The sequence below is a fragment of the Pseudomonas sp. NFIX28 genome (assembly GCF_900107395.1).
Lineage (GTDB): Bacteria > Pseudomonadota > Gammaproteobacteria > Pseudomonadales > Pseudomonadaceae > Aquipseudomonas.
Genome location: NZ_FNPW01000010.1, coordinates 232,081 through 255,965, shown reverse-complemented (window position 1 = coordinate 255,965; position 23,885 = coordinate 232,081). Strand labels below are relative to the sequence as shown.

The following is a 23,885-nucleotide window of genomic DNA, read 5'->3' as shown; positions in this document are numbered from 1 at the left end:
ACGCGCTGGCCGGTTGGCTGGCCGGACTGCGGGTCACGCGGGATGATCACTTCGTGCTGGAAGCCCTGAACCATGACCTGGTCTTCGTGGCCTTCCTGGTAGGTGTTGCCAACGGAGTCAGCGGTGAAGGCACCGGCGGTGATCAGGCCTTGTTTGGTGCCGGTGATGGACATATACGCTGGTGTAGCCATGGATGCTCTCCTTGCTAAAAAATAAAGGTGCCCGGTGGGACGGATCGCCCGGTTGGGTGCCTGAACAGTTATCAAGGTTCGTGCCATAAGCGTTTTTAGCTATATATTCCGGCGCTTTAAGAACTTTATGAAATATTCGCTTACAGGTGGTGGGGCAAAAGTGCGCAAGAAGTTGCGCACTTAGGGCTGAGGACTGCGCAAGTTCTTGCGCACTTGTCCAAACGTCTTGGATGGCCTGATCTACAGCGTTGTATCCACAGGCTTATCCACATTGGACTGCGCAACTTCTTGCGCATAGGGGCTATGAGCCATCATTCGCAAAAGAAGCGATTCGATGGAACGGTTACGCAATCATTAACCTCACCGTAACGATCCACCACTCTGCTTGATTGATGCCTGCATCCTCCGCTCCTAAGGTAGCGGCCACGACAGCGAACCCGTGGAGTGAGCATGACAACAACAATATCCCCCGACTCGCGCTGGACGCGGCGGCGTGCTGAAAAGCAGCGGCGTCTCGAGCAGGTGCGGGGTCTCGCCGATGGCGCCGTGTTGCCCACCGACAAGATAGTCGCGGCGCTGGAGGCATTGATTCTGCCTGGCGACCGTGTGGTGCTGGAGGGCAACAACCAGAAGCAGGCGGACTTTCTGTCGCGCTCCCTGGCCAAGGCCGACCCGAGCCGCCTGCACGACCTGCACATGATCATGCCCAGCGTCGGCCGCTCGGAGCACCTGGACCTGTTCGAACGCGGCATCGCCCGCAAGCTCGACTTCTCCTTCGCCGGCACCCAGAGCCTGCGCATCAGCCAGCTGCTGGAAGACGGCCTGCTGGAAATCGGCGCGATCCACACCTACATCGAGCTCTATGCGCGGCTGGTGGTGGACCTGATCCCCAACGTGGTGCTCTCGGCCGGGTTCATGGCCGACCGCGCGGGCAATATCTACACCGGGCCGAGCACCGAGGACACCCCGGCGCTGATCGAGCCGGCGGCCTTCAGCGATGGCATCGTCATCGTCCAGGTCAACCAACTGGTGGACGACGTCAGCGAGCTGCCGCGGGTGGATATCCCGGCGTCCTGGGTCGACTTCGTGGTGGTGGCCGACAAGCCGTTCTACATCGAGCCGCTGTTCACCCGCGACCCGCGCCATATCAAGCCGGTGCACGTGTTGATGGCGATGATGGCGATCCGCGGCATCTATGAAAAACACAAGGTCCAGTCGCTCAACCACGGCATCGGCTTCAACACCGCGGCCATCGAGCTGATCCTGCCGACCTACGGCGAATCCCTGGGCCTGAAAGGCAAGATCTGCCGCAACTGGACCCTTAACCCGCACCCGACGCTGATCCCGGCCATCGAAAGCGGCTGGGTGCAAAGCGTGCATTGCTTTGGCACCGAACTGGGCATGGAAAACTACATCGCCGCGCGGCCGGATGTGTTCTTCACTGGGCGCGACGGCTCGTTGCGCTCCAACCGGATGTTCTGCCAACTGGCCGGGCAATACGCGGTGGACCTGTTTATCGGCGCCACCTTGCAGGTCGATGGCGATGGCCATTCCTCCACCGTGACCCGCGGCCGCCTGGCCGGTTTCGGCGGGGCGCCGAACATGGGCCACGACCCCCGTGGCCGGCGCCACGGCACCCCGGCCTGGCTGGATATGCGCCACGACGACGCGCAGCAACCGATGCTCGAGCGCGGCAAGAAGCTGGTGGTGCAGATGGTCGAGACCTTTCAGGAAGGCGGCAAACCGACCTTCGTCGAAACCCTCGACGCCGTGGAAGTGGCGAAGAAAAGCGGCATGCCCCTGGCGCCGATCATGATCTACGGCGACGACGTCACCCACCTGCTGACCGAAGAGGGCATCGCCTACCTGTACAAGGCGCGTTCTTTGGAAGAGCGCCAGGCGATGATCGCGGCGGTGGCCGGGGTGACCGCCATCGGCCTGCGCCACAACCCGAAAGACACCGCGCGCATGCGCCGCGAAGGCCTCATCGCCCTGCCCGAAGATCTTGGCATCCGCCGCACCGACGCCACCCGCGAGCTGCTGGCGGCAAAAAGCGTGGCCGATCTGGTCGAGTGGTCGGGTGGCCTGTACAACCCGCCCGCCAAGTTCAGGAGCTGGTAAATGCACGCACTCAACCTGCAAAGCAAACCCCTGAGCCTGGCCGAGCGCCTGGCGGACCTGGCGGTGGACGCGCTGATCGACGAGGCCGACCTGTCGCCGAAACCGGCGCTGGTCGACCGTCGCGGCAACGGCGCCCATAGCGACCTGCACCTGGGGCTGATGCATGCATCGGCGCTGTCGCTGTGGCCGGCCTTCAAGGAAATGGCCGACGCCGCCAGCGCGTTCGGCGCGGTCGGCCTGCCCTTGCGCGAAGCCCTGGGCCGCATCGGCCGGGACGGCGAAGCGGCGATGCTCGCCACCACCCACGGGGTGAACACCCATCGCGGCGCGATCTGGGCCCTGGGCCTGTTGGTGGCCGCCGCCGCGCTGGAGCCTCAAGCCAGCACGGCAGGCAACCTGTGCCTGCGGGCCGCGCGCCTGGCGCTGCTGGACGACCGTTACGCACCGCGGCCCCTCAGCCATGGCGCACAAGTGGCGCTGCGCTATGGCGTGCGCGGCGCCCGCGAAGAAGCCCAGCTGGGCTTTCCGGCGGTGCTGCAACGGGGCCTGCCGCAACTCGAACGCAGCCGTGCCCAAGGGCATGGCGAACAGAACGCCCGGCTCGATGCGCTGCTGGCGATCATGACCGGCCTGGCCGACACCTGCGTGCTTTATCGCGCCGGCGAGGCGGGCCTGCAGGCCATGCAGCAAGGCGCCCAGGCGGTGCTCGACGCTGGCGGCAGCGCCAGCCTGGCCGGGCGTCGCCGGCTGCATGAGCTGGACCAGGGCCTGCTGGCCTTGAATGCCTCGCCCGGTGGCGCCGCGGACTTGCTCGCGGCCTGCCTGTTGATCGACCGGATCGCCTCCGGCGCCGCCTTCATCCAGGGAGCAGAGTGATGGAAACCTTGTCTTTTGAATTCGCCGCCGGGCAACCCGCTCGGGGCCGGGCGCTGGTGGGCTGTGTCGGTTCGGGCGACCTGGAAGTGCTGCTCGAGCCCGGGCAGCCCGGCAAGCTGAGCATCCAGGTGCAGACCTCGGTCAACGGCAGCGCAGCGCGCTGGCAGCACCTGTTCGAGCGCATGTTCGACGGCCAGACGCCGCCGGCGCTGAGCATCGACATCCATGATTTCGGCGCGACCCCGGGCGTGGTGCGCCTGCGCCTGGAGCAGGGCTTCGAGGAGATCGGCCATGACTGACAGCGCTCGTTTGCTCAACAAACACAGCTTCGTCGAACTCGGCGCCCGGCAGCGCGCCAAGGCGTTGCTCGACGCCGGTAGCTTTCGCGAGTTGCTCGACCCGTTCCAGCGCGTCATGTCGCCGTGGCTGGCGCGCCAGGGCGTGGTGCCCCAGGCCGATGACGGGGTGGTGATCGCCAAGGGCAGCATCGACGGCCTGCCGGTGGTGGTCGCCGCCATCGAAGGCGCGTTCCAGGGCGGCAGCCTCGGCGAGGTCGGCGGGGCGAAGATCGCCGGCGCGCTGGAGCTGGCCGCCGAAGACAACCGCAAGGGCATTGCCACCCGCGCCGTGCTGCTGCTGGAAACCGGCGGCGTACGCCTGCAGGAAGCCAACCTCGGGCTGGCGGCGATTGCCGATATTCACGCGGCCATCGTCGACCTGCGCCAGTACCAGCCGGTGATAGGCGTGGTGGCCGGCAGCGTCGGCTGTTTTGGCGGCATGTCGATTGCCGCCGGGTTGTGCAGCTCGCTGCTGGTGACCCAGGAGGCGCGCCTGGGCCTCAACGGCCCGCAGGTGATCGAGCAGGAGGCCGGCCTCGAGGAATACGACTCCCGCGACCGGCCCTTTATCTGGAGCCTGACCGGCGGCGAGCAGCGTTTTGCCAGCGGCCTGGCGGACCGCTATGTGGCCGACGACGTTGCGCAAGTCCGCCAACAGGTCGGCGAACTGCTGGCCCAAGGGCTGCCCGCTGAACAACGCAGCCGCCAGGCCGAGCTGTACCTGCAACGCCTGGCCCGCCTGGACACCCGCCCACAGATCGAGCCGGCGACGGTTCGCCAGCTGTATCGAGGAGACCGCTCATGAGTGCTTATTCCCTGCGGGGCCTGCATTGGTTCACGGCCTTGAGCGCCGGGGCGACCCCAGTCGATGGCTTGCCCGCTTCGCTGCGGGTGGCGGACGGCAGGCTGGGCGAGCAACCGGCGCGGTTTATCGCCGTGGTCGCCGACCCGGCCAACCCTTTTGTGCGGGCGCGCAATGGCGAGGTCGGCCTGCTGGAAGGCTGGGGCCTGGCCAAGGCGGTGGACGAAGCGATCGAGGCCGACCGCGAGCAGAGCCTCAAGCGCGCGCTGATCGCCATAGTCGACGTGCCAAGCCAGGCCTATGGGCGTCGCGAAGAAGCCCTGGGCATCCATCAGGCCCTGGCCGCGGCCGCCGACAGTTATGCCCGCGCCCGGCTGGCCGGGCATCCGGTGATCGGCCTGCTGGTGGGCAAAGCCATGTCCGGGGCCTTCCTGGCCCACGGTTACCAGGCCAACCGCCTGATTGCCCTGCGCGATCCGGGGGTGATGGTGCACGCCATGGGCAAGGTCTCGGCGGCGCGGGTCACCCTGCGCAGCGTCGAGGAACTCGAAGCCCTGGCCGCCAGCGTGCCGCCCATGGCCTACGACATCGACAGCTATGCCAGCCTCGGCCTGCTCTGGGAGACCTTGTCGGTCAGCCAGATCGAACAGCCGACCGCCGACGACCTGACCCTGGTACGGCAATGCCTGGGCCAGGCGATTGCCGATGCGCGCACCCATGGCCGCGATCTGTCGGGACGCCTGGGGGCCAGCAACCGCGGCGCCTCCAGCCGGGTCCGCCAGCTGTTGCGCGAGCAATGGTGAGCGCCATGACCGGCGCCTTGCTGCCCCATGACCTGTTGTGGGGCCTGTCCCCTCGGCAGTTGCCCGCCGATGCCCCGGCCTGGGCGGTGGCGGCCATGGCCGCCGGGCAGCCGGTGGTGGTGCGCCGCGCCTTGACCGCGCCCGGGCAAGTGGCGGTGGGCGTGCGGGGGCGCTTGCGCGAACAGCGCTACGGGACGCTGATGGCGGTGGCGGCCATCGAGCGCCGGGTACGGCCGGAAGCGCTGTGCCATGTCGAGTCGGATCGGGCCTGGCCAGCGCTCCAGGCACTGGCTCGGTTGCGTGAACCCCTGGATGCCCTCTGTCTGGCCTGGGGCGTTAGTGGCAGCGCCGGTTTTGAACTGGCCAGCGGCGTGCCGGCGTTGCATCGGCACAGCGACCTGGACCTGATCCTGCGCACGGCGCAGCCCATGGACCGGGCCCAGGCCAGGGCGTTGCTGGCGCTGCTCGATGCCGCCGTCTGCCCGGTGGATATGCAATTGCAGACCCCCAACGGCGCCGTGGCCCTGCGCGAATGGGCCGGGACATCGGCGCGGGTGCTGCTGAAAAGCGCCAGCGGCGCGCGTCTGGTCGGCGATCCGTGGCAGGCCCTGGAGCAGGTGGCGTGAGCAGCTTGCTGGTGTTTCCAGGCCAGGGCGCGCAGCAGCCGGGGATGTTGCATCGGCTGCCGTCCAACGCCCTGGCCGAGGCCTGCCTGCAACAGGCCAGCGAGGTGTTGGGCGAAGACGCCCTGGCCCTGGATTCGCCCCAGGCGCTGGCGAGCACCCGGGCGGTGCAGTTGTGCCTGCTGATCGCCGGCGTGGCCCATGCCCGGGTGCTGCTGGAGAACGCGCCGGGCGCGGATTACGTGGCGGGCTTGTCGATCGGCGCCTACCCCGCCGCGGTGGTGGCCGGCGCCCTGGATTTCGGCGATGCGCTGCGCCTGGTCAGCCTGCGCGGCGAATTGATGCAACAGGCCTATCCCCAGGGGTATGGCATGACCGCGATCGTCGGCCTGCAACTGGCGACGGTGGAAGCCTTGCTGGCCCAGGTGCACAGCCCGGACAACCCGGTGTACCTGGCCAATATCAACGCCGACAGCCAGGTGGTGATTGCCGGCAGCGATGCCGCCATGGCCCAGGTCGCCGAGCTGGCCCGCGGCTGTGGGGTCGGCGTGGCCAAGCGCCTGGCGGTCAGCGTGCCGTCCCATTGCCCGCTGCTGGAGCAACCGGCCCAGGCCCTGGCAGAGGCGTTCGCCAGGGTGACGTTGCAACCGCCGCGCCTGGGTTACCTGAGCGGCAGCCGCGCGCGACCGCTGCGTACGCCGGAGCAGTTGCGCGACGACCTGGCGTTCAACATGTGCCGGGTGGTGGATTGGCGCGGCACCGTGCAAAGCGCCTACGAGCGCGGCGTGCGGCTGCAGATCGAACTGCCGCCGGGCGCGGTGTTGACCGCTCTGGCGCGCCGGGTGTTCGAGCAAGGCACCGTGATTGCCTGCGACGGCGCGCGGCTCGACACCCTGCAAGCGCTGCTGCGCGAGGAGGGACGCCGCCAACCCTAGACACCGACTCAAGCTGGCGAAGCACAAGAACAACAACTTCGACGATGCACTTTGAGGACTACAACAATGATTATCTACGGTGTGGCCTTTCTGGCCTTTTGTACCCTGGCGGGTATTTTCATCGGTGAGCTGCTGGGCAAACTGATTGGCGTGCCGGCCAATGTCGGCGGGGTGGGCATAGCCATGCTGCTGTTGATTGGCCTGGGCAGCTACCTGAACAAGCGCGGCCTGTTCGCGGGTAAATCCGAGCAGGGCGTGGAATTCTGGGGCGCGGTGTATATCCCTATCGTGGTCGCCATGGCCGCCCAGCAGAACGTGTATGGCGCGCTCAAGGGCGGGCCGATGGCGATTCTCGCCGGGACCCTGGCGGTCGTGATCGCCTTTGCCCTGGTGCCGGTGCTGGTGCGCATCGGCAACAAGGCGCCCGAAGTGGCCGCCCCTCAGAAAAGCGTGGGGTGAGCGCCATGTACGAATCGATGATGAAGGTCGTCACCGGCTACGGGCTGATCAGTGGTTTCGCGGTGATCGGCATCACCATGTGGGTTTCCTACTGGATCTCCAACACCTTTACCAAGGGCCGGCTGCACGGCTCGGCCATCGCCATTCTGCTGGGGCTGGTGCTGTCCTATGTCGGCGGGGCCTTTACCGGCGGGCAGAAGGGCGTGGTGGACATCCCGCTGCTGTCGGGGATCGGCCTGTTGGGCGGGGCGATGCTGCGGGATTTCGCAATTGTCGCCACGGCGTTCGGGGTCAGTATCGAGGAGCTCAAGCGCGCCGGTTTCGTCGGCGTGCTGGCGCTGTTCGTCGGGGTCGGCTCGTCGTTCGTGGCCGGGGTCGGCGTGGCCATGGCCTTCGGTTATACCGATGCGGTCAGCCTGACCACCATTGGCGCGGGGGCGGTGACCTATATCGTCGGCCCGGTGACCGGGGCGGCCATCGGCGCCAGTTCCGAAGTCATGGCGCTGTCGATTGCCGCGGGGCTGATCAAGGCGATCCTGGTGATGGTCATGACCCCGTTCGTGGCGCCGCTGATCGGCCTCAACACGCCGCGCAGCGCGGTGATCTTTGGCGGCCTGATGGGCACCTCCAGCGGAGTGGCCGGCGGGCTGGCGGCCACCGATCCCAAACTGGTGCCCTACGGCTGCCTGACGGCAGCTTTCTACACGGCCCTGGGCTGCCTGATGGGGCCGTCGCTGCTGTTCCTGCTGATGCGCGGCTTGTTGGGCTGAAGGGCTTTCATTGGAGGGGCTGGTCCTGCCGGTTGGCATACATCCGGCATTCGGCCAGCAACGCCAGCAGGTTCGGATCGCGTTCCTTGGCCTTGAGAAACACCACGCCGATATGCTGCTGCAACCGGTAGCGCGCCTGCAGCGGAATCAGCTTCACGCGGTTTTCGTACACCGCGGCAATCCTGCCCGGCAGCAGGGCATAACCCACCCCCGAGCTGACCATGCTCAGCAGGGTGAAGATGTCGTTGACCTGCATCGCCACCTTCGGCTCGAACCCCGCCTGCTTGAACACCCGCACCCCGTCCTGGTGGGTGGCGAAGCCTTGGGTCAGGGTGATGAAGGTCGCGTCGCGCACGTCGCTGAGGTCGACTTCCGCCTGACGGGCGAACGGCGAGTCGGCCGGCGTGGCCAGGAAGATATCGTCGGAAAACAGCGGGATCTGCTCGCAGTCCGGGTCGCTGATGCTGTCGTCCAGCGACACCAGGATCGCGTCCACTTCCATGTTCTTGAGCTTGTACAGCAGGTCGATGTTGGAGCCGAGGATCAGGTCGATGTTCAGTTCGCTGCGGCGCAGCTTCAGGCCCATGATCAGCTGCGGCACGGTCTTGACCGTCAATGAATACAGGGAGCCGAGCTTGAAGCGTTCCGCCGAGAAGCCGGCGGCCTCGCGGGTCAGGCGCACGCTTTCGAGCACGTCCTGGATCAGCTTCTGCGCCCGTTCCTCGAGCACGAAGGCGCTTTCCAGCGGGGTCAGGTTGCGCCCTTCATGCTTGAACAGCGGGCAGCGCAGGGCGCTTTCCAGCGAGTGAATGGCGCGGTGCACGCTGACATTACTGGTCTGCAACTCGGCGGCGGCGCGCGCCAGGTTGCCGGTGCGCATGAAAGCGAGAAACACTTCGAGCTTCTTCAGGGTCAATTCTTCATCGATCAGCATGGTGCGCACTCTTGTTCGAATGGTTCGATTGTGCCTGCCGAGTCATGACTTGGCTGAAGGTTTTTTCGTCCATACGTTATTCGCAAACATGGACGTGCAAACATCGGAACCATTGCACTTTCAGGCTCCAGGCCTGAGCCTGGCGCAGATTTCCGCCTTGGGAGGTGAGTGGCACATGTATCACGGGGAAAGACTCAACGCCTGGACGCATCTGGTGGGAGCCATCGCGGCGTTCGTCGGGACCATCTGGCTGGTGGTAATGGCCAGCTTCGACGGTGATCCATGGAAGATCGTCAGCGTCGCCATCTATGGCTTCACCTTGCTGGTGCTGTACAGCGCCTCGACCGTGTACCACAGCGTGCGCGGGCGGGCGAAAAGCATCATGCAGAAGGTCGATCACTTTTCCATCTACCTGCTGATCGCCGGCAGCTACACGCCGTTTTGCCTGGTGACCCTGCGCGGGCCCTGGGGCTGGACGCTGTTCGGGATCGTCTGGGGGCTGGCGCTGATCGGCATCCTGCAAGAGATCAAGCCGCGCTCCGAGGCGCGCATTCTGTCCATCGTGATCTACGCGGTGATGGGCTGGATCGTGCTGGTGGCGGTCAAGCCGCTGCTGGCGGCCCTGGGCAGCGCCGGCTTTGCCTGGCTGGCCACGGGCGGGGTGTTCTACACCGTCGGCATCATCTTCTTTGCCCTCGACAGCCGTTTGCGCCATGCCCACGGGATCTGGCACCTGTTCGTGATTGCCGGCAGCCTGCTGCACTTTGTGGCGATCTTGTTCTACGTGCTCTGATCGGCGACCGCGTTATCGTTCATCGCGAGCAAGCTTCGCTCCTACAGAAAACACCGCGATCCGCTGTAGGAGCGATGCTTGCTCGCGAAACGGGCCGCCTCAGACCCCAGTCATCAACCGATCCAGCTGCTCCTGCGCCCGGCCGCCGAAGATTTCCAGCAGGCTGCTCAGGGTGTGCGGCAGTGCCTCCGCCGCGCGGGTCACGGCGTACAGGGTGATCGGCAGCGCCGGGGTCAGCGGGCGAATCGCGGTGCTGGCGGGCGAGGCGCCGAGGGCGGTGAAGGGGTCGATCACCGCCAGCCCGGCCCCGGATTCGACCATGGCCCGGGCCAGGGAATACGTCTGCACGGCAATGCTGACCCGCGGCGCCGGTTCCACGGCTTTCAGGTAACCGTCGAGTTTCGCCGCCAGCGGGTCGGCGCTGGACAGCCCGATCAAGGGCGCCCCCGCCAATTCCATCAACGGCAGTGGCGTGCCCCGGGTGGCCTGGGGCCAGTAATCCAGCGGCGCCAGCGCCACCAGCACCCCGCTGGCCAGGGCCTGGGCGGTCAGCCCCGGATGATCCGGGCGTTGCAGGGTCAGGGCCACATCGATCTCGCGCATCAGCAGGTTCTGCACCAGCTCGCGGCTGTGGGCGCTGGACAGCTCGCAGACGATATCCGGGTAGCGCCGGGTCCACTGGTTGATCGCCGGCGGCAACAACGACAGGGCCAGCGCTGGTGTGGCGCCGATCCGCAGGCTGTGGCCCGGCGCGCGGCGCAGGCTCTGGGCCAGGCGCCGCACCCCTTGCAGGCTTTCGCTGACCTTGTCGACCTCGCGCTCCAGCTCCAGGGCTTCCGGGGTGGCCTGCAACTTGCCCTTGACCCGCAGGAACAGCGGGAAGCCCAGCTGCTGTTCGGCGTGCTGCAAGACCTTGGTCACCGCCGGCTGGGAGACGTGCAGCAGTTGCGCCGCGCCGCTGATCGAACCGGTCTGGCGGATGGCCTGGAAAATCTCGATATGACGCAGTCGCATGATGAGTCCATAACCTTTGTTTATGGGTGGTCCATCTTTATTCATTGTCCCGGGGCTGTCACCTGGTCCTAACCTGAAGCCCGCTCAACAAGGCTGCGAGGACTGACATGGCACAGCGGGTTTGCATCATCGGCGGCGGGGTCATTGGCCTGGCCAGCGCCTACGCCCTGGTTCGCGAGGGGTTCGACGTGTGCCTGGTGGAGGCGCGCGAGGCCTTCGCCAGCCAGACCAGCTTCGCCAACGGCGGCCAGCTGTCGTACCGCTACGTGGCGCCGCTGGCCGATGCCGGCGTGCCCTGGCAGGCGCTGGGCTGGATGCTGCGTGGGGATTCGCCGTTGAAGCTGCGCCCGCGCCTGGACCCGGCGCAGTGGCGCTGGATGGCCGGGTTCCTGGCGGCCTGCCGCGGCTCGGTCAACCGGCGCAACGGCGCCCATCTGCTGCGCCTGGCGCTGCTGAGCCAGGCCACCTTGCAGAGCTGGCGCGAGGAGGACCGGCTCGAGGGTTTTGACTGGCGGCGCAACGGCAAGCTGGTGACCTTTCGCGACACCGCCAGTTTCGAGCACGCTCGCCACGGCCTGGCCGACCCTCGCCAGCAGCAGGTGCTGTCCGCTGGCGAATGCGCGCAACTGGAGCCGACCCTGGGCGGCGCGCCCTTTGTCGGTGGCATTTTCACCCCGGACGAGGAGGTGGCCGACTGTCACGCGTTCTGCCAGCAACTGGTGGCGCGGTTGCAGGCTTCCGGCCGCTGCCAGTTGCTGACCGGGCGCCCGGTCACCGGCATTCGCCAGGTGGGCGGCCAGGTGCAGGCCATCGAGCTGGGCGACGAAGTGCTGGCGGTGGACCAACTGATACTCGCCGCCGGCCATCGCAGTGGCGAGCTGGGGTTGCCCGGGCTGAAGCTGCCGCTGTATCCGCTCAAGGGCTACAGCCTCAGCGTGCCGATCGGCGCCGGGCACCGGGCGCCGGAAATCAGCATCACCGATTACAACCGCAAGATCGTCTACGCGCGGATCGGCCAGCAGCTGCGGGTGGCGGCCATGGTCGATATCGTCGGTTTCGACCCCTCCCTGGACCCCAAGCGCCTGGCCTTGATGCAGCGCCAGGCACGGGAAACCTTCGCCCACGCCGGCGACTACGATGCCGCCATCGAATGGGCCGGCATGCGCCCGGCGACCCCCAGCGGCGTTCCGCTGATTGGCGCCACGGGCTACCGCAACCTGTGGCTCAACCTCGGCCATGGCGCCCTGGGTTTCACCCTGGCCTGTGGCAGCGGACGCCTGTTGGCCGAGCTGATCGGCCAGCGCCGTACTTCCATCGACATGCAGGGGCTCGCGCCCCATGCCGCCTGATTTTCTCTGCACACAAGGAGTTGCCCCATGACCCTCCAGCGCCTGCACAGCAATGACCGCCTCAGCGCTGTCGTGAGCTTTGCCGATCTGCTGTTCCTCTCTGGCCAGGTGCCGGGCGCGGCCACCGACGCCGGCGGCCAGACCCGCGAAGTACTGGCGAAGATCGACGCCTTGCTGGCCGAGGCTGGCAGCGACAAGGATCATTTGCTCAGTGCGACCATCTACCTGAAAAACATCCAGCAGGACTTCGCCGCGATGAACGAGGCCTGGTCGGCCTGGCTGTCGCCCGGCCAGGCGCCGAGCCGCACCACGGTGCAGGCCGAACTGGCGCGCCCGGAAGTCCTGGTGGAAATCACTGTCATCGCGGTTCGCCGCTAACGCCTTCACCCACAACGGAGAATAACAATGCAAAAAATCACGTTGCTCGGCTGCACCCTCGGCCTGTTGCTCGGCTCCCCGCTGTACGCCAGCGAGGCGCCGCTGACCGGCACCCTGGGCAAGATCGCCAATTCCGGCAGCATTACCCTGGGCTATCGCGATGCGTCGGTGCCGTTTTCCTACGTGGGTGACAACAGCGGCAAACCCATGGGCTATTCGGTGGACCTGGCGAGCAAGATCGTCGAGCGCATCCGCAGCAAGCTGGCGCTGCCGCAACTGGCGGTGAAGTACAACCTGGTGACCTCGCAGACCCGCATCCCGCTGGTGCAGAACGGCACCGTGGACCTGGAATGCGGCTCCACCGGGGTCACTGCGGAACGGCAGAAGCAGGTGGCGTTTTCCTACGGCTTCATCTACGTCAAAGGCCAGTTGCTGACGGCCAAGAACAGCGGCATCCAGCGCTTCGCCGACCTGCGCGGCAAGAATGTGGTGACCACCGCTGGCACCACCAACGAGCGTTTCCTCAAGAGTTACAACGTCGAGCACAAGATCGACATGTTCGTGATCAGCGCCAAGGACCACGGCGAAGCCTTCCAGATGCTGCAATCCGGCCGCGCCGCGGCGTTCTACATGGACGACGCGCTGCTCTACGGCGAACGGGCCAAGGCCCGCGATCCGCACAATTGGGTGGTGGTCGGCGAGGAGCAGTCGCGGGAGATCTACAGCTGCATGGTGCGCAAGGACGATCCGCAGTTCCTGAAGCTGGTCAACGCCACCCTGGCGGACCTGTACCGCTCAGGGGAAATCAACGGCATCTACCAGCGCTGGTTCGAACAGCCAATCCCGCCCAAGGGCCTGAACCTGGAATTTCCGATGACCAGCGAGTTGAAAGCCATCATCGCCAAACCAGTGAGCGACCCAGTGGAATAACCCCACGGCGGTTTGGGCTTTTTGTAGGAGCCAGGCTTGCCGGCGAAGGCGGGCAGCGCGGTGTGTCGGGCGAGGCGCTTTCGCGGGCAAGCCTCGCTCCTACGGCGGGGTTAGAAGTCGCCCCAGAGTTGCTGGGCTATCGCCAGCGCTACCACGGGCGCGGTTTCGGTGCGCAGCACCCGCGGCCCGAGGCGGGCTGGCAGGAAACCTGCGGCGTGGGCCTGGGTCACTTCGGCATCGGACAAACCGCCCTCCGGGCCGATCAGGAACGCCAGGGCCGCGGGCTTGGCGTGGCTCTCCAGCGGCTCGGCCACCGGGTGCAGGACCAGCTTGAGGTCGGCCTGGGTCTGCTTGGTCCAGTCGGCCAGCAGCACCGGCGGATGAATCACCGGCACCCGCGAGCGGCCGCATTGTTCGCAGGCGCTGATGGCCACCTGGCGCCAGTGGGCCAGGCGCTTGTCGGCGCGCTCGTCCTTGAGCCGCACCTCGCAGCGCTCGCTGAAGATCGGGGTGATTTCATTCACCCCAAGCTCGGTGGCCTTCTGAATCGCCCAGTCCATGCGCTCGCCCCGGGACAGGCCCTGGCCGAGATGGATCTGCAGCGGCGACTCGACCTGCCCGGCGAAGCTTTCATCGAGCCGGACCACTACGCGCTTCTTACCGACTTCCAGCAGCGTGCCGCGAAATTCGTTGCCCGAACCGTCGAACAGCTGCAACGCATCGCCCTCGGCCATGCGCAGGACGCGCCCGATGTAGTGGGCCTGGGCTTCCGGCAGCTCGTGCTCGCCGAGGCTCAAGGGGGCGTCGATAAAGAAGCGGGACAATCTCATGGGGGTTCTCTGGGAAAATTCTGGATCGGTATCGGTCAGACGGTGCTTTTCGCGAGCAAGCCCGCTCCACAAAGAGCGGCGGGCTTGCGCGCGCGGTTATCAGCCCGGATCGCGGAAGCCTGGGTGGAAGTCCTTGGGCACGGCCACGCTGACCTTGTCGTTGGTGGCGATGTCGATGCCTTCGCTGGCGACTTCAGCTAGGAAATCGATCTGCTCCGGGGTGATCACGTAGGGCGGCAGGAAATACACCACGCTGCCCAGCGGGCGCAGCAGGGCGCCACGCTCCAGGGCGTGCTGGAAGACCTTCAGGCCACGGCGTTCCTGCCATGGATAAGCCGTCTTGCTGGCTTTGTCCTGGACCATCTCGATGGCCAGCACCATGCCGGTCTGGCGCACTTCGGCCACATGCGGATGGTCCGCCAGGTGCGCGGTCGAACTGGCCATGCGCTGGGCCAGCGCCTGGTTGTTCTCGATGACGTTGTCTTGCTCGAAGATGTCCAGGGTCGCCAGCGCCGCCGCACAGGCCAGCGGGTTGCCGGTGTAGCTGTGGGAATGAAGGAAGGCGCGCAGGGTCGGGTAGTCGTCGTAGAAGGCGCTGTAGACCTCATCGGTGGTCAGGCACGCGGCCAGCGGCAGGTAGCCGCCGGTCAGCGCCTTGGACAGGCAGAGGAAGTCCGGACGGATGCCGGTCTGTTCGCAGGCGAACATGGTGCCTGTACGGCCGAAGCCGACGGCGATTTCATCGTGGATCAGGTGCACGCCGTAGCGGTCGCAGGCCTCGCGCAGCAGCTTGAGGTAAACCGGGTGGTACATGCGCATGCCGCCGGCGCCCTGGATCAGTGGCTCGACGATCACCGCGGCGAGGGTGGCGTGGTGTTCCGCCAGGGTCTGTTCCATGGCTGCGAACATGTTGCGCGAGTGTTCTTCCCAGCTCATGCCTTCGGGGCGCAGGTAGCAGTCCGGGCTCGGCACCTTGATGGTGTCCAGCAGCAGGGCCTTGTAGGTCTCGGTGAACAGCGGCACATCGCCCACCGACATCGCGGCGATGGTTTCGCCGTGGTAGCTGTTGGTCAGGGTGACGAAGCGCTTCTTGTCTTTCTGGCCGCGGTTGAACCAGTAGTGAAAGCTCATCTTCATCGCCACTTCGATGCACGACGAGCCGTTGTCGGCATAGAAGCAGCGGGTCAGCCCTTCGGGGGTCATTTTCACCAGGCGTTCGGACAGCTCGATCACCGGCTGATGGCTGAAGCCGGCGAGGATCACGTGCTCCAGTTGGTCGACCTGATCCTTGATGCGCTGGTTGATGCGCGGGTTGGCATGGCCGAACACGTTGACCCACCAGGAGCTGACGGCGTCGAGGTAGCGCTTGCCTTCGAAGTCCTCCAGCCACACGCCTTCGCCGCGTTTGATCGGGATCAGCGGCAGCTGTTCGTGGTCTTTCATCTGGGTGCAGGGATGCCATAACACCGCGAGATCGCGTTGCATCCACTGGTTGTTGAGGCCCATGTTCAGTCTCCTGGAGGCGGCTCTACAGTACGCGAGCAAACAATCGCGCAAGCCTATGCAATGCCAGGCTGTGTCACAACCCATTGCATGCCCGGGAAGCGAATTGGTCGTCGTGGCGGGACGGTCTGTCACGCGTTTCCCACGTAGACCTTAATCCCTGGTTAATTTAGTGTTCGTAGGATCAACATCGTATTTCTCGATATTTCAAAGCGAAAATTTCCGCTTTAATTCGATAGTTAAATCGATAGTCTTGGGCAGCAGTTCTTACAGGATTCAAGTAATGCAGCTACGTAACTCTTCTTCCCGCTACGGCTGGGTAAGCATTTTCCTGCACTGGAGTGTGGCGCTGGCCGTCTTCGGATTGTTCGCCCTGGGCCTGTGGATGGTCGGCCTGGATTACTACAGTGCCTGGCGCAAAGCGGCGCCGGACCTGCACAAGAGCATTGGCCTGACGCTGTTCGCGATCATGCTGCTGCGGCTGCTGTGGCGCTTTGTCAGCCCGCCGCCACCGGCACCGAACAACCACGGGCGCCTGACGCGCCTGGGCGCGACGTTCGGCCATGCCTTCCTTTATCTCAGTCTGTTCGCTGTGATGATTGCCGGTTACCTGATTTCCACCGCAGACGGTGTCGGGATTCCGGTGTTTGGCCTGTTTGAAATTCCTGCCCTGGTTTCCGGACTGCCGGACCAGGCAGATGTGGCCGGCGAGGTGCATCTGTACCTGGCCTGGGCCCTGGTGATCTTTGCCGGAGTGCATGCTCTGGCTGCCTTGAAACACCACTTTATCGATCGTGATGCGACCCTGGCTCGTATGCTGGGGCGCAAAGCCTGATGCTCAACCTCGACTCAAAAGGAATAGAAAGCATGTTGAAAAAGACGCTCGCCGCTCTGGCAATCGGTTCTGCCCTGCTGTCTGCCGGTCAGGCGATGGCCGCTGACTACGTGATCGACAAGGAAGGCCAGCACGCCTTCGTCGACTTCAAGGTCAGCCACCTGGGTTACAGCTACATCACCGGTACTTTCAAGGACCTGGACGGCAAGTTCAGCTTCGACGCGGCCAAGCCTGAAGATGCCAAGATCGAAGTCAACGTGCGCACCGCCAGCGTGTTCACCAACCACGCTGAACGTGACAAGCACGTCAACAGCAAGGACTTCCTGGAGTCCGGCAAATTCCCTGATGCGAAGTTCGTTTCCACCAGCGTCAAGCCAACCGGCAAGAATGCCGATGGCAAGCTGACCGCCGATGTCGCGGGTAACCTGACTTTCCACGGCGTGACCAAGCCTATCGTGGTCAAGGCGACCTTCCTGGGCGAAGGCAAGGATCCATGGGGCGGCTACCGTGCAGGTTTCGAAGGCACCACCAGCATCAGCCGCAAAGAGTTCAACAAGGACGGCATGGACGTTGGCCCGCAGTCCGACACCGTCCAGCTGTACATCACCTTCGAAGGTGTGAAAGCGAAGTAATGCTTCGCCTGTAGCCGCTGCCGCGCCCGCGAGGCTGCGACAAGGCCCGAAGGGCCTTCCAGGGTCCTGAAGCCCGCGACCGGTTCCCGGTCGATCGCAGCCTCGCAGGCTCGGCAGCGGCTACAGAGATCATAAAAAAACGCCCCTGATCGCAAGATCAGGGGCGTTTTTTATTGCCGCGAAAACTTCAGCGATTGCGGGTCAGCAAGGCTGGCTTCTCGCCGCGTGGACGGCTTGGCAGTTGATCGAGCTGCTCGGGTGTCGGGAAGCGGTCGGCTTTCGACTCCTTGTGCATGATCTTCGGCTGGTTGCCGCGCGGGTTCTGCACCGCCGGTTCCTGACGCGCCTGGTCGTCACGGGCCGGACGACGGTTGCGCGACTCTTCGCGACGGGCCTGGCCGTCACGTGGAGCGCCGCTGCGCGGGCCGTTGCGCTTGGCAGGCGGGGTGCCGGTGCTGGCGCCATTGCTGGTGCGCGGACCGCCGGAGCGACCCTGGCCGCCGCTGCGTGGCGCGTTGCTGTTGGCTGCGCCCTGGCCTGGCGCGCCTGGACGGCGGCCGCGGCCCGACTGGTTGTTCTTGTTCTGGTACGGGCTGACGTAGTCGGCGCGGTTGCCGAAGTTGTCCACGTCGTCGTCCAGGAACTCGTCCGGGGCACGGTCCGCGCGGGGAGTCGGCTGGCGCTGTTCGCGGGCCGGGGTGCCTTCGCGAGGCTTCTGCTCACGGGCCGGACGGTCGCCGCGGGCGGCCGGTTTGTCCTTGCCCTTGTCCTTGCCTTTGTCCTTACGACCACCGCCGCCACCGCCGCCGTTCGGGCCGTCGCCACGCGGGCCACGGGAATTGCGTGGGTTGCGTACGTCCGGACGCTCGCGCACTTCCGGTTTCTCGGCTTCTACCGCGCTGGCATCGAAGCCCATCAGATCGCCGTCGGGGATCTTCTGCTTGGTCATGCGCTCGATGCTCTTGAGCAGCTTCTCTTCATCCGGCGCGACCAGCGAGATCGCTTCGCCCGAACGACCGGCACGGCCGGTACGACCGATGCGGTGCACGTAGTCTTCGTCGACGTTCGGCAGCTCGAAGTTGACCACGTGTGGCAACTGGTCGATGTCCAGGCCGCGCGCGGCGATGTCGGTGGCGACCAGGATCCGCACTTCGCCGGCCTTGAAGTCGGCCAGGGCCTTGGTGCGGGCGTTCTGGCTCTTGTTGCCGTGGATGGCGACGGCGGTCAGGCCGTGCTTGTCCAGGTACTCGGCCAGGCGGTTGGCGCCGTGCTTGGTGCGGGTGAAGACCAGCACCTGTTCCCAGGCGCCAGCGGTGATCAGGTGGGCCAGCAAGGCACGCTTGTGGCTGGCGGCCAGGCGGAACACCCGCTGCTCGATACGCTCGACCGTGGTGTTCGGCGGCGTGACTTCGATGCGCTCGGGGTTGTGCAGCAGCTTGCCGGCCAGGTCCGTGATGTCCTTGGAGAAGGTCGCGGAGAACAGCAGGTTCTGGCGCTTGGCGGGCAGGCGCGCAAGGACTTTCTTCACGTCATGGACGAAACCCATGTCGAGCATGCGGTCGGCTTCGTCGAGCACGAGGATTTCCACGTGGGACAGGTCGACGCTGCCTTGGCCGGCCAGGTCGAGCAGGCGCCCGGGGCAGGCCACCAGCACATCAACGCCGCGGGCCATGGCCTGGACCTGTGGGTTCATGCCGACGCCGCCGAAGATGCAGGCACTGACGAACTTCAGGTCGCGGGCATAGACCTTGAAGCTTTCGTGCACTTGCGCGGCCAGTTCGCGGGTTGGGGTCAGGACCAGTACACGCGGTTGGCGCGGGCCGTGACGCTGGGATTTGTCCGGGTGACCGTTGGGAAACAACCGTTCCAGGATCGGAAGGGCGAAGCCGCCGGTTTTACCAGTACCTGTCTGTGCCGCGACCATCAGGTCGCGACCTTGCAACACGGCGGGAATGGCCCGCTGTTGCACCGGAGTAGGCTGGGTGTAGCCGGCGGCTTCGATGGCGCCGACTAAAGCCTCGGAGAGACCGAGGGAAGCAAAGGACATGAGTAATCCTGTTTTAGTGAGGGCTTGGCCCAGAGGGATAGTCTTGCCTGGCGCGAATGGCGTTTAAGAGGACGCAATCCCGTCCGGTCCTGCTGGCTCCTGAAGGCTCATCGGCGAGGGCTCGCGCGGGCCTTGTGGCTGCGCTGTAGCGGTATCGAGATGCCTTGAACAGGATCGAGCGTCCGGGCGTGAGCCTGGCGGGAAGGCCGGAGTATAACAGAGCAATCAGCGTGCGCTGCTTTCCTGCTGCTCAACGGTTTTCGCCGGTGCGCCGGGCAACGTTGCGCCTGGGGTGTCGACGGCCGGCGCCGCGCCGTAGCGGGCGCTCAGTTCGGCGTAGGCCGGCTCGCGCTTGAAGCGTTTGAGCTCGGCGCCGAAACGCTGCACCAGCAAGTCCATGCCGGCGTTGCGCCGCACGGCCAGGAACTGGCTCTGGCGGCTGATGACCACGGGGTTCTCGGTGATCTGCTGGCGGATCTTCAGTTGGTCCAGCAGGTGTTGGCCAACGCGCCGATCGGTGATCAGCAGGTCGATGCGGCCACGCAGCAGCTTGCCGAAGTTGGCCTCGTGAGTCGGCGCCGGCTCGTGCTTGAACAGCGTGGACTCGCTGAACTCCCGGCTGTACAGGTAGCCGGGGGAGGTGCCCACGGTCAGCCCGCGCAAGTCTTCCAGGGTGCGGAACGGAAAGGGCCGTGCGTTGGCGTAGAACATCACGAATTCGACATCCGACAGCGGCTCGCTGGGGTAGAGCAGGCTGCTTTCGCGCTCGTCGCTGTGGAAGATGTCCAGGGCGCCGTCGGCCTGGCCTTGCTCGAGCATGGCCAGGCAACGTTTCCAGGGCAGGAATTGCCACTCGACTTCAATCCCCAGGCGCTGGAAGACGATGGCCGTGGTTTCGTAATCCAGCCCCCGGGCCTTGCCCTGTTCTTCATAGACGTAAGGGGCCCAGGGCTCGGTGACAATGCGCAGCTTCTCGCCGTGGGCGGTGAGGCTCAGGCAAGCGCATATAAAGGCTGTCAGCAACTGGGCAATGGCGGGCATCGCTGGAGATTACGACGACAGATCGCCCAATGCTAGAGGCTGTCTAGATCAAGCCTCAGTCAGCCTTTGTCTCGATCAGATGCAAGTAGATGGCCTTGCGCCGTTGGCCCAGCACCAGGCGAATCACCGGGTGGTTGAACCAGTGCTCGAGTTGATGGCTGTTGAGCGGTTTTTTCAGGCGGCCTTCGGCATTTTCCCGCGCCTTCTCCCACCAGACCGGGGCGCAGGCCTGGTCGAATTCATTGGTATGGCGATAGCAGCCATAGAGGATTTCGCGCATGAATTGCCGTTGGTGCCCGGGCAGGGCCAGGGTCACGAGCTTGTAGGCCAGGCGTTGCAGGGTAGGCGGGCGCGGCAGGGTCGTGGTGACCAGGCGGGTTTCGTCCAGGGCGACGGTGCTGATGGGCGCGGCGCGATGTTTGTCCAGCCAGGCCTTGGTCTTGGCGCGAAACAGCTGCTTGCGGCTCCAGTAATGGTGGATCAGGTCGGGGCATTCGCGAACCTGCTTGGTGCGGTAGGCCGCCACGGCCAGGCAGAACTCTTCGAGGGTGTAGGCCCCCTGCGCCAGCGGATACAGCTCGTCCATCAGGGCGATGGAGCGGTCCAGCACATCGGCGTCTGCGCGGTGCAGGCCGATCACGCCGGAGTTGAGCAGCGGCATCTGGTCGTCGGCCAGTTTTCGTTCCTGCAGCAAGCCGGCCAGGGATTGATAGAGGCCGGACTCCTTGTTGGCGCCGTAGCGCAGGCCAAACGCGTTACACAGCAGGGTGCCGGGCTGGATGCGGCGAAACAGCTCCAGCGGCGAGCAATGAAAGAAGGTGTCGGTGTCGATCAGCAGCGCCAGTTCGGACTCTTGCAGCACTTGCCGCATCACCACGTGTTTGGCGCGAAAGTGGTAGCCGTGAGGGGCGATCCACGCTTGGCGGGTGTCTTCATCCAGCGGGCGCACGCGCACAGGCAGGTCGCGGTAAGGCGCGGCATTGTCGGTGAAGACCTGGATATCGAGGGTTTCTTCGGGTGTTTCACGCAGGCCCGCCAGGGCGCTGGCGATACTGAATACGGCTTCCTGGTGATAGGTCGCGGCGCCGTAAACCAGATAGATCAGTTGTGGGCGTGCAGTGGTGCTGCCTGTGGACATCTACGGCAATCCTTCAGGTGTAGAGGGGTTAAAAAAAAGGCCTTGGATTTCGCCAAGGCCTTTTCTGATGCTGTCGCCTGGTTAGCGCGGCAGCTTCAGGTTGTTCCAGACGGCCAGGCTCGGCTCGGCTTGGTTCAGGGTATAGAAATGCAACCCTGGCGCCCCGCCTTGCAACAAACGCTCACACATTTCAGTGATGACCTGTTCACCGAATGCCTGAATGCTTTGGCTGTCGTCGCCGTAGGCTTCCAGTTGCTTGCGGATCCAGCGCGGGATTTCCGCGCCGCAGGCATCAGAGAAACGTGCCAGCTTGCTGTAGTTGGTGATCGGCATGATGCCGGGCACGATCGGGATGTTCACACCCATTTGTTGCACGCGTTCGACAAAGTAAAAATAACTGTCGGCGTTGAAGAAATACTGGGTGATCGCACTGTTGGCGCCGGCGTTGGCCTTGCGCACGAAGTTGTTGAGGTCGTCTTCGAAATTGCGCGCCTGGGGGTGCATTTCCGGATACGCCGCCACTTCGATGTGGAAGTGATCGCCGGTTTCTTCACGAATGAAGCTCACCAGGTCGTTGGCGTGACGCAGCTCGCCACTGGCCATGCCCATGCCCGAAGGCAAGTCGCCGCGCAGGGCGACGATACGGTTGATGCCGGCAGCCTTGTACTGGCTCAGCAGGCCACGCAGGTCGGCCTTGCTGTCGCCCACGCAAGACAGGTGCGGTGCGGCCGGGATCTTCACTTCGCTTTCGAGCTGCAGCACGGTGTTCATCGTGCGGTCGCGGGTCGAGCCACCGGCACCGTAGGTGCAGGAGAAGAAGTCGGGGTTGTAGCTGGCCAGCTGGCGGGCAGTGGCGAGCAGTTTTTCATGCCCAGCATCGGTCTTGGTCGGAAAGAACTCGAAGCTGTAGCGACGGTCTTGAGACATGGAGGGGACCTCCAGCTACAAGCGGCAAGCTGCAAGCGGCAGGAGAAGCGGAGGTGCGCTCATCTCTTGTGCCTGAAACCGACGGCCTGGAACTGTTTAAGCAAATAGGGGCGAAGCTGCGAGCTTCAAACGGCAAGCCTGGCTTGTGGCCCTGCTTGCCGCTCGAAGCTCAATGCTCGCAGCAGCTCTTAGTAGCGGTAAGCGTGCGGCTTGAACGGGCCTTCGACGGTCACGCCGATGTAGTCAGCCTGTTGCTTGGTCAGTTGAGTGACCACACCACCGAAGCCGCGGACCATTTCCAGGGCCACTTCTTCGTCGAGCTTCTTGGGCAGTACTTCAACGGTCAGGCGCTCGGCTTTCTGGGCTGGCGACAGGTCGGCGTACTTCTGGCCGAACAGGAAGATCTGCGCCAGCACCTGGTTGGCGAACGAGCCGTCCATGATGCGGCTTGGATGACCGGTGGCGTTGCCCAGGTTTACCAGGCGGCCTTCGGCCAGCAGGATCAGGTAGTCGTCGTTCTGGGCGTCGAAAGCGCCCGGGCCGGTGCGGTGAACCTTGTGCACCTGCGGCTTCACTTCTTCCCATGCCCAGTTCTTGCGCATGAAAGCGGTGTCGATTTCGTTGTCGAAGTGACCGATGTTGCAGACCACGGCGCGCTTCTTCAGGGCCTTGAGCATGTTGGCGTCGCAAACATTGACGTTACCGGTGGTGGTCACGATCAGGTCGATCTTGCCCAGCAGCGCCTTGTCGATGCTCGCTTCGGTGCCGGTGTTGATGCCGTCGATGAATGGCGAAACCAGTTCGAAACCGTCCATGCAGGCCTGCATGGCGCAGATCGGGTCGACTTCCGAAACCTTGACGATCATGCCTTCCTGGCGCAGGGACTGGGCCGAACCCTTGCCCACGTCACCGTAGCCGATGACCAGCGCTTGCTTGCCGGACAGCAGGTGGTCGGTACCGCGCTTGATCGCATCGTTCAGGCTGTGACGGCAGCCGTACTTGTTGTCGTTCTTGGATTTGGTCACCGAGTCGTTGACGTTGATGGCCGGGATCTTCAGCTCGCCCTTGGCCAGCATGTCCAGCAGGCGGTGCACGCCGGTGGTGGTTTCTTCGGTCACGCCGTGGACGCGGTCCAGCACCTGCGGGTACTTCTTGTGCAGCAGCTCGGTCAGGTCGCCGCCGTCGTCGAGGATCATGTTGGCGTCCCAAGGCTTGCCGTCCTTGAGGATGGTCTGCTCCAGGCACCACTCGTATTCTTGCTCGGTCTCGCCTTTCCAGGCGAAGACCGGGATGCCGGCGGCGGCGATGGAGGCAGCGGCCTGGTCCTGGGTCGAGAAGATGTTGCACGACGACCAGCGTACTTCGGCACCCAGGGCAACCAGGGTTTCGATCAGCACGGCAGTCTGGATGGTCATGTGGATGCAGCCGAGAATTTTCGCGCCCTTGAGCGGTTGTTCAGCGGCGTACTTGCGACGCAGACCCATCAGGGCCGGCATTTCCGATTCGGCGATGATGGTTTCGCGACGGCCCCAGGCGGCCAGGGACATGTCGGCGACTTTGTAGTCGGTAAAATCTGCAGGCGTGATGACAGCGCTCATGAAGAGCCTCCATTCGTA

General features: G+C 64.9%; 25 protein-coding genes. 15 read left to right on the top strand and 10 right to left on the bottom strand.

Going from position 1 to position 23,885, the window contains the following annotated elements:
• A partial coding sequence (gene tssD, locus BLV20_RS20295; protein WP_139192724.1) for a type VI secretion system tube protein TssD occupies positions 1-191 on the bottom strand: 191 nt, incomplete at its 3' end.
• Between the two features lie 450 nt (positions 192-641).
• On the opposite strand from tssD, the gene mdcA reads away from it, so the two are divergent.
• From mdcA to madM, 9 genes are all read left to right on the top strand, one after another.
• Positions 642-2,312, top strand: coding sequence for a malonate decarboxylase subunit alpha (mdcA, locus tag BLV20_RS20290; protein ID WP_092304261.1), 1,671 nt, complete (start codon positions 642-644; stop codon positions 2,310-2,312).
• A complete protein-coding gene (locus BLV20_RS20285) occupies positions 2,313-3,188 on the top strand; it encodes a triphosphoribosyl-dephospho-CoA synthase (protein ID WP_092304260.1) in 876 nt (291 codons plus the stop codon).
• Positions 3,188-3,487: a malonate decarboxylase subunit delta gene (locus BLV20_RS20280; protein WP_092304259.1), complete on the top strand. Its 300-nt coding sequence runs from the start codon at positions 3,188-3,190 to the stop codon at positions 3,485-3,487. The genes BLV20_RS20285 and BLV20_RS20280 overlap by 1 nt, the downstream gene beginning before the upstream one ends.
• Positions 3,480-4,331 carry a biotin-independent malonate decarboxylase subunit beta gene (locus BLV20_RS20275; protein WP_092304258.1) on the top strand — a complete coding sequence of 284 codons (852 nt, stop codon included), beginning with the start codon at positions 3,480-3,482 and terminating at the stop codon, positions 4,329-4,331. The genes BLV20_RS20280 and BLV20_RS20275 overlap by 8 nt, the downstream gene beginning before the upstream one ends.
• The gene (gene mdcE, locus BLV20_RS20270; RefSeq protein ID WP_092304257.1) at positions 4,328-5,131 is read left to right on the top strand and encodes a biotin-independent malonate decarboxylase subunit gamma; all 804 of its coding nucleotides are present in this window, start codon (positions 4,328-4,330) and stop codon (positions 5,129-5,131) included. The genes BLV20_RS20275 and mdcE overlap by 4 nt, the downstream gene beginning before the upstream one ends.
• Positions 5,132-5,136: 5 nt before the next feature.
• Positions 5,137-5,757 (top strand): malonate decarboxylase holo-ACP synthase, encoded by a 621-nt coding sequence (locus BLV20_RS20265; protein WP_092304267.1) that lies wholly within the window; start codon positions 5,137-5,139, stop codon positions 5,755-5,757.
• Complete coding sequence (mdcH, locus tag BLV20_RS20260) at positions 5,754-6,689, top strand: malonate decarboxylase subunit epsilon (protein WP_092304256.1); 936 nt, start codon at positions 5,754-5,756, stop codon at positions 6,687-6,689. Before BLV20_RS20265 ends, mdcH begins: the two co-directional genes overlap by 4 nt.
• Positions 6,690-6,755: 66 nt before the next feature.
• The gene (gene madL / locus BLV20_RS20255) at positions 6,756-7,148 is read left to right on the top strand and encodes a malonate transporter subunit MadL (protein WP_092304255.1); all 393 of its coding nucleotides are present in this window, start codon (positions 6,756-6,758) and stop codon (positions 7,146-7,148) included.
• A 5-nt stretch (positions 7,149-7,153) separates the two neighbouring features.
• Complete coding sequence (gene madM / locus BLV20_RS20250) at positions 7,154-7,918, top strand: malonate transporter subunit MadM (RefSeq protein ID WP_092304266.1); 765 nt, start codon at positions 7,154-7,156, stop codon at positions 7,916-7,918.
• Positions 7,919-7,925: 7 nt separating this feature from the next.
• On the opposite strand, the gene BLV20_RS20245 is transcribed toward madM, so the two are convergent.
• The gene (locus tag BLV20_RS20245) at positions 7,926-8,852 is read right to left on the bottom strand and encodes a LysR family transcriptional regulator (protein WP_092304254.1); all 927 of its coding nucleotides are present in this window, start codon (positions 8,850-8,852) and stop codon (positions 7,926-7,928) included.
• 175 nt (positions 8,853-9,027) lie between these two features.
• Here BLV20_RS20245 and BLV20_RS20240 point away from each other — a divergent pair, with 175 nt between their 5' ends.
• Entirely contained in the window at positions 9,028-9,645 is a 618-nt protein-coding gene (locus BLV20_RS20240; protein ID WP_092304253.1) for a PAQR family membrane homeostasis protein TrhA, read from the top strand.
• 99 nt (positions 9,646-9,744) lie between these two features.
• Here the strand turns inward: BLV20_RS20240 and BLV20_RS20235 are convergent, their stop codons facing one another.
• A complete protein-coding gene (locus BLV20_RS20235; protein ID WP_092304252.1) occupies positions 9,745-10,659 on the bottom strand; it encodes a LysR family transcriptional regulator in 915 nt (304 codons plus the stop codon).
• Positions 10,660-10,766: 107 nt separating this feature from the next.
• Between BLV20_RS20235 and BLV20_RS20230 the strand changes: the two genes are divergently transcribed.
• From BLV20_RS20230 to BLV20_RS20220, 3 genes are read left to right on the top strand one after another with little or no spacing between them, the layout of a single operon-like run.
• Positions 10,767-12,008: a D-amino acid dehydrogenase gene (locus BLV20_RS20230; protein ID WP_092304251.1), complete on the top strand. Its 1,242-nt coding sequence runs from the start codon at positions 10,767-10,769 to the stop codon at positions 12,006-12,008.
• Positions 12,009-12,035: 27 nt separating this feature from the next.
• Positions 12,036-12,386: a RidA family protein gene (locus BLV20_RS20225; protein WP_092304250.1), complete on the top strand. Its 351-nt coding sequence runs from the start codon at positions 12,036-12,038 to the stop codon at positions 12,384-12,386.
• A 27-nt stretch (positions 12,387-12,413) separates the two neighbouring features.
• Positions 12,414-13,316, top strand: a complete 903-nt coding sequence (locus BLV20_RS20220) for a transporter substrate-binding domain-containing protein (protein ID WP_092304249.1) — start codon at positions 12,414-12,416, stop codon at positions 13,314-13,316.
• Between the two features lie 110 nt (positions 13,317-13,426).
• Here the strand turns inward: BLV20_RS20220 and BLV20_RS20215 are convergent, their stop codons facing one another.
• Positions 13,427-14,146 (bottom strand): 16S rRNA (uracil(1498)-N(3))-methyltransferase, encoded by a 720-nt coding sequence (locus BLV20_RS20215; protein ID WP_092304248.1) that lies wholly within the window; start codon positions 14,144-14,146, stop codon positions 13,427-13,429.
• A 99-nt stretch (positions 14,147-14,245) separates the two neighbouring features.
• Entirely contained in the window at positions 14,246-15,652 is a 1,407-nt protein-coding gene (locus tag BLV20_RS20210; RefSeq protein WP_092304247.1) for an adenosylmethionine--8-amino-7-oxononanoate transaminase, read from the bottom strand.
• A gap of 280 nt (positions 15,653-15,932) precedes the next feature.
• Between BLV20_RS20210 and BLV20_RS20205 the strand changes: the two genes are divergently transcribed.
• Positions 15,933-16,484 carry a cytochrome b gene (locus tag BLV20_RS20205; protein WP_092304246.1) on the top strand — a complete coding sequence of 184 codons (552 nt, stop codon included), beginning with the start codon at positions 15,933-15,935 and terminating at the stop codon, positions 16,482-16,484.
• A gap of 32 nt (positions 16,485-16,516) precedes the next feature.
• Entirely contained in the window at positions 16,517-17,116 is a 600-nt protein-coding gene (locus tag BLV20_RS20200; protein ID WP_092304245.1) for a YceI family protein, read from the top strand.
• Positions 17,117-17,303: 187 nt separating this feature from the next.
• Here the strand turns inward: BLV20_RS20200 and BLV20_RS20195 are convergent, their stop codons facing one another.
• The 5 genes from BLV20_RS20195 to ahcY all read right to left on the bottom strand — a co-directional run bounded on the left by BLV20_RS20195 (position 17,304) and on the right by ahcY (position 23,867).
• Positions 17,304-19,163 carry an RNA helicase RhlE2 gene (locus BLV20_RS20195; RefSeq protein WP_092304244.1) on the bottom strand — a complete coding sequence of 620 codons (1,860 nt, stop codon included), beginning with the start codon at positions 19,161-19,163 and terminating at the stop codon, positions 17,304-17,306.
• A 225-nt stretch (positions 19,164-19,388) separates the two neighbouring features.
• Complete coding sequence (locus tag BLV20_RS20190; RefSeq protein ID WP_092304243.1) at positions 19,389-20,204, bottom strand: substrate-binding periplasmic protein; 816 nt, start codon at positions 20,202-20,204, stop codon at positions 19,389-19,391.
• A gap of 55 nt (positions 20,205-20,259) precedes the next feature.
• Complete coding sequence (locus BLV20_RS20185; protein ID WP_092304242.1) at positions 20,260-21,342, bottom strand: hypothetical protein; 1,083 nt, start codon at positions 21,340-21,342, stop codon at positions 20,260-20,262.
• Between the two features lie 81 nt (positions 21,343-21,423).
• Positions 21,424-22,269 carry a methylenetetrahydrofolate reductase [NAD(P)H] gene (gene metF / locus BLV20_RS20180; protein ID WP_092304241.1) on the bottom strand — a complete coding sequence of 282 codons (846 nt, stop codon included), beginning with the start codon at positions 22,267-22,269 and terminating at the stop codon, positions 21,424-21,426.
• Between the two features lie 188 nt (positions 22,270-22,457).
• Entirely contained in the window at positions 22,458-23,867 is a 1,410-nt protein-coding gene (ahcY, locus tag BLV20_RS20175) for an adenosylhomocysteinase (RefSeq protein ID WP_009045993.1), read from the bottom strand.
• Between the last annotated feature and the right edge of the window lie 18 nt (positions 23,868-23,885).

What these genes read in the sequence shown, in the direction of transcription:
- BLV20_RS20210 (WP_092304247.1), bottom strand. Translation starts at nt 15,652, where the DNA reads ATGGGCCTCAACAACCAGTGGATGCAACGCGATCTCGCGGTGTTATGG.
- BLV20_RS20225 (WP_092304250.1), top strand. Translation starts at nt 12,036, where the DNA reads ATGACCCTCCAGCGCCTGCACAGCAATGACCGCCTCAGCGCTGTCGTG.
- BLV20_RS20285 (WP_092304260.1), top strand. Translation starts at nt 2,313, where the DNA reads ATGCACGCACTCAACCTGCAAAGCAAACCCCTGAGCCTGGCCGAGCGC.
- BLV20_RS20200 (WP_092304245.1), top strand. Translation starts at nt 16,517, where the DNA reads ATGTTGAAAAAGACGCTCGCCGCTCTGGCAATCGGTTCTGCCCTGCTG.
- BLV20_RS20240 (WP_092304253.1), top strand. Translation starts at nt 9,028, where the DNA reads ATGTATCACGGGGAAAGACTCAACGCCTGGACGCATCTGGTGGGAGCC.
- ahcY (WP_009045993.1), bottom strand. Translation starts at nt 23,867, where the DNA reads ATGAGCGCTGTCATCACGCCTGCAGATTTTACCGACTACAAAGTCGCC.
- BLV20_RS20245 (WP_092304254.1), bottom strand. Translation starts at nt 8,852, where the DNA reads ATGCTGATCGATGAAGAATTGACCCTGAAGAAGCTCGAAGTGTTTCTC.
- BLV20_RS20275 (WP_092304258.1), top strand. Translation starts at nt 3,480, where the DNA reads ATGACTGACAGCGCTCGTTTGCTCAACAAACACAGCTTCGTCGAACTC.
- madM (WP_092304266.1), top strand. Translation starts at nt 7,154, where the DNA reads ATGTACGAATCGATGATGAAGGTCGTCACCGGCTACGGGCTGATCAGT.
- madL (WP_092304255.1), top strand. Translation starts at nt 6,756, where the DNA reads ATGATTATCTACGGTGTGGCCTTTCTGGCCTTTTGTACCCTGGCGGGT.
- BLV20_RS20235 (WP_092304252.1), bottom strand. Translation starts at nt 10,659, where the DNA reads ATGCGACTGCGTCATATCGAGATTTTCCAGGCCATCCGCCAGACCGGT.
- BLV20_RS20215 (WP_092304248.1), bottom strand. Translation starts at nt 14,146, where the DNA reads ATGAGATTGTCCCGCTTCTTTATCGACGCCCCCTTGAGCCTCGGCGAG.
- BLV20_RS20230 (WP_092304251.1), top strand. Translation starts at nt 10,767, where the DNA reads ATGGCACAGCGGGTTTGCATCATCGGCGGCGGGGTCATTGGCCTGGCC.
- BLV20_RS20185 (WP_092304242.1), bottom strand. Translation starts at nt 21,342, where the DNA reads ATGTCCACAGGCAGCACCACTGCACGCCCACAACTGATCTATCTGGTT.
- BLV20_RS20190 (WP_092304243.1), bottom strand. Translation starts at nt 20,204, where the DNA reads ATGCCCGCCATTGCCCAGTTGCTGACAGCCTTTATATGCGCTTGCCTG.
- BLV20_RS20265 (WP_092304267.1), top strand. Translation starts at nt 5,137, where the DNA reads ATGACCGGCGCCTTGCTGCCCCATGACCTGTTGTGGGGCCTGTCCCCT.
- metF (WP_092304241.1), bottom strand. Translation starts at nt 22,269, where the DNA reads ATGTCTCAAGACCGTCGCTACAGCTTCGAGTTCTTTCCGACCAAGACC.
- BLV20_RS20195 (WP_092304244.1), bottom strand. Translation starts at nt 19,163, where the DNA reads ATGTCCTTTGCTTCCCTCGGTCTCTCCGAGGCTTTAGTCGGCGCCATC.
- BLV20_RS20220 (WP_092304249.1), top strand. Translation starts at nt 12,414, where the DNA reads ATGCAAAAAATCACGTTGCTCGGCTGCACCCTCGGCCTGTTGCTCGGC.
- mdcE (WP_092304257.1), top strand. Translation starts at nt 4,328, where the DNA reads ATGAGTGCTTATTCCCTGCGGGGCCTGCATTGGTTCACGGCCTTGAGC.
- mdcA (WP_092304261.1), top strand. Translation starts at nt 642, where the DNA reads ATGACAACAACAATATCCCCCGACTCGCGCTGGACGCGGCGGCGTGCT.
- BLV20_RS20205 (WP_092304246.1), top strand. Translation starts at nt 15,933, where the DNA reads ATGCAGCTACGTAACTCTTCTTCCCGCTACGGCTGGGTAAGCATTTTC.
- BLV20_RS20280 (WP_092304259.1), top strand. Translation starts at nt 3,188, where the DNA reads ATGGAAACCTTGTCTTTTGAATTCGCCGCCGGGCAACCCGCTCGGGGC.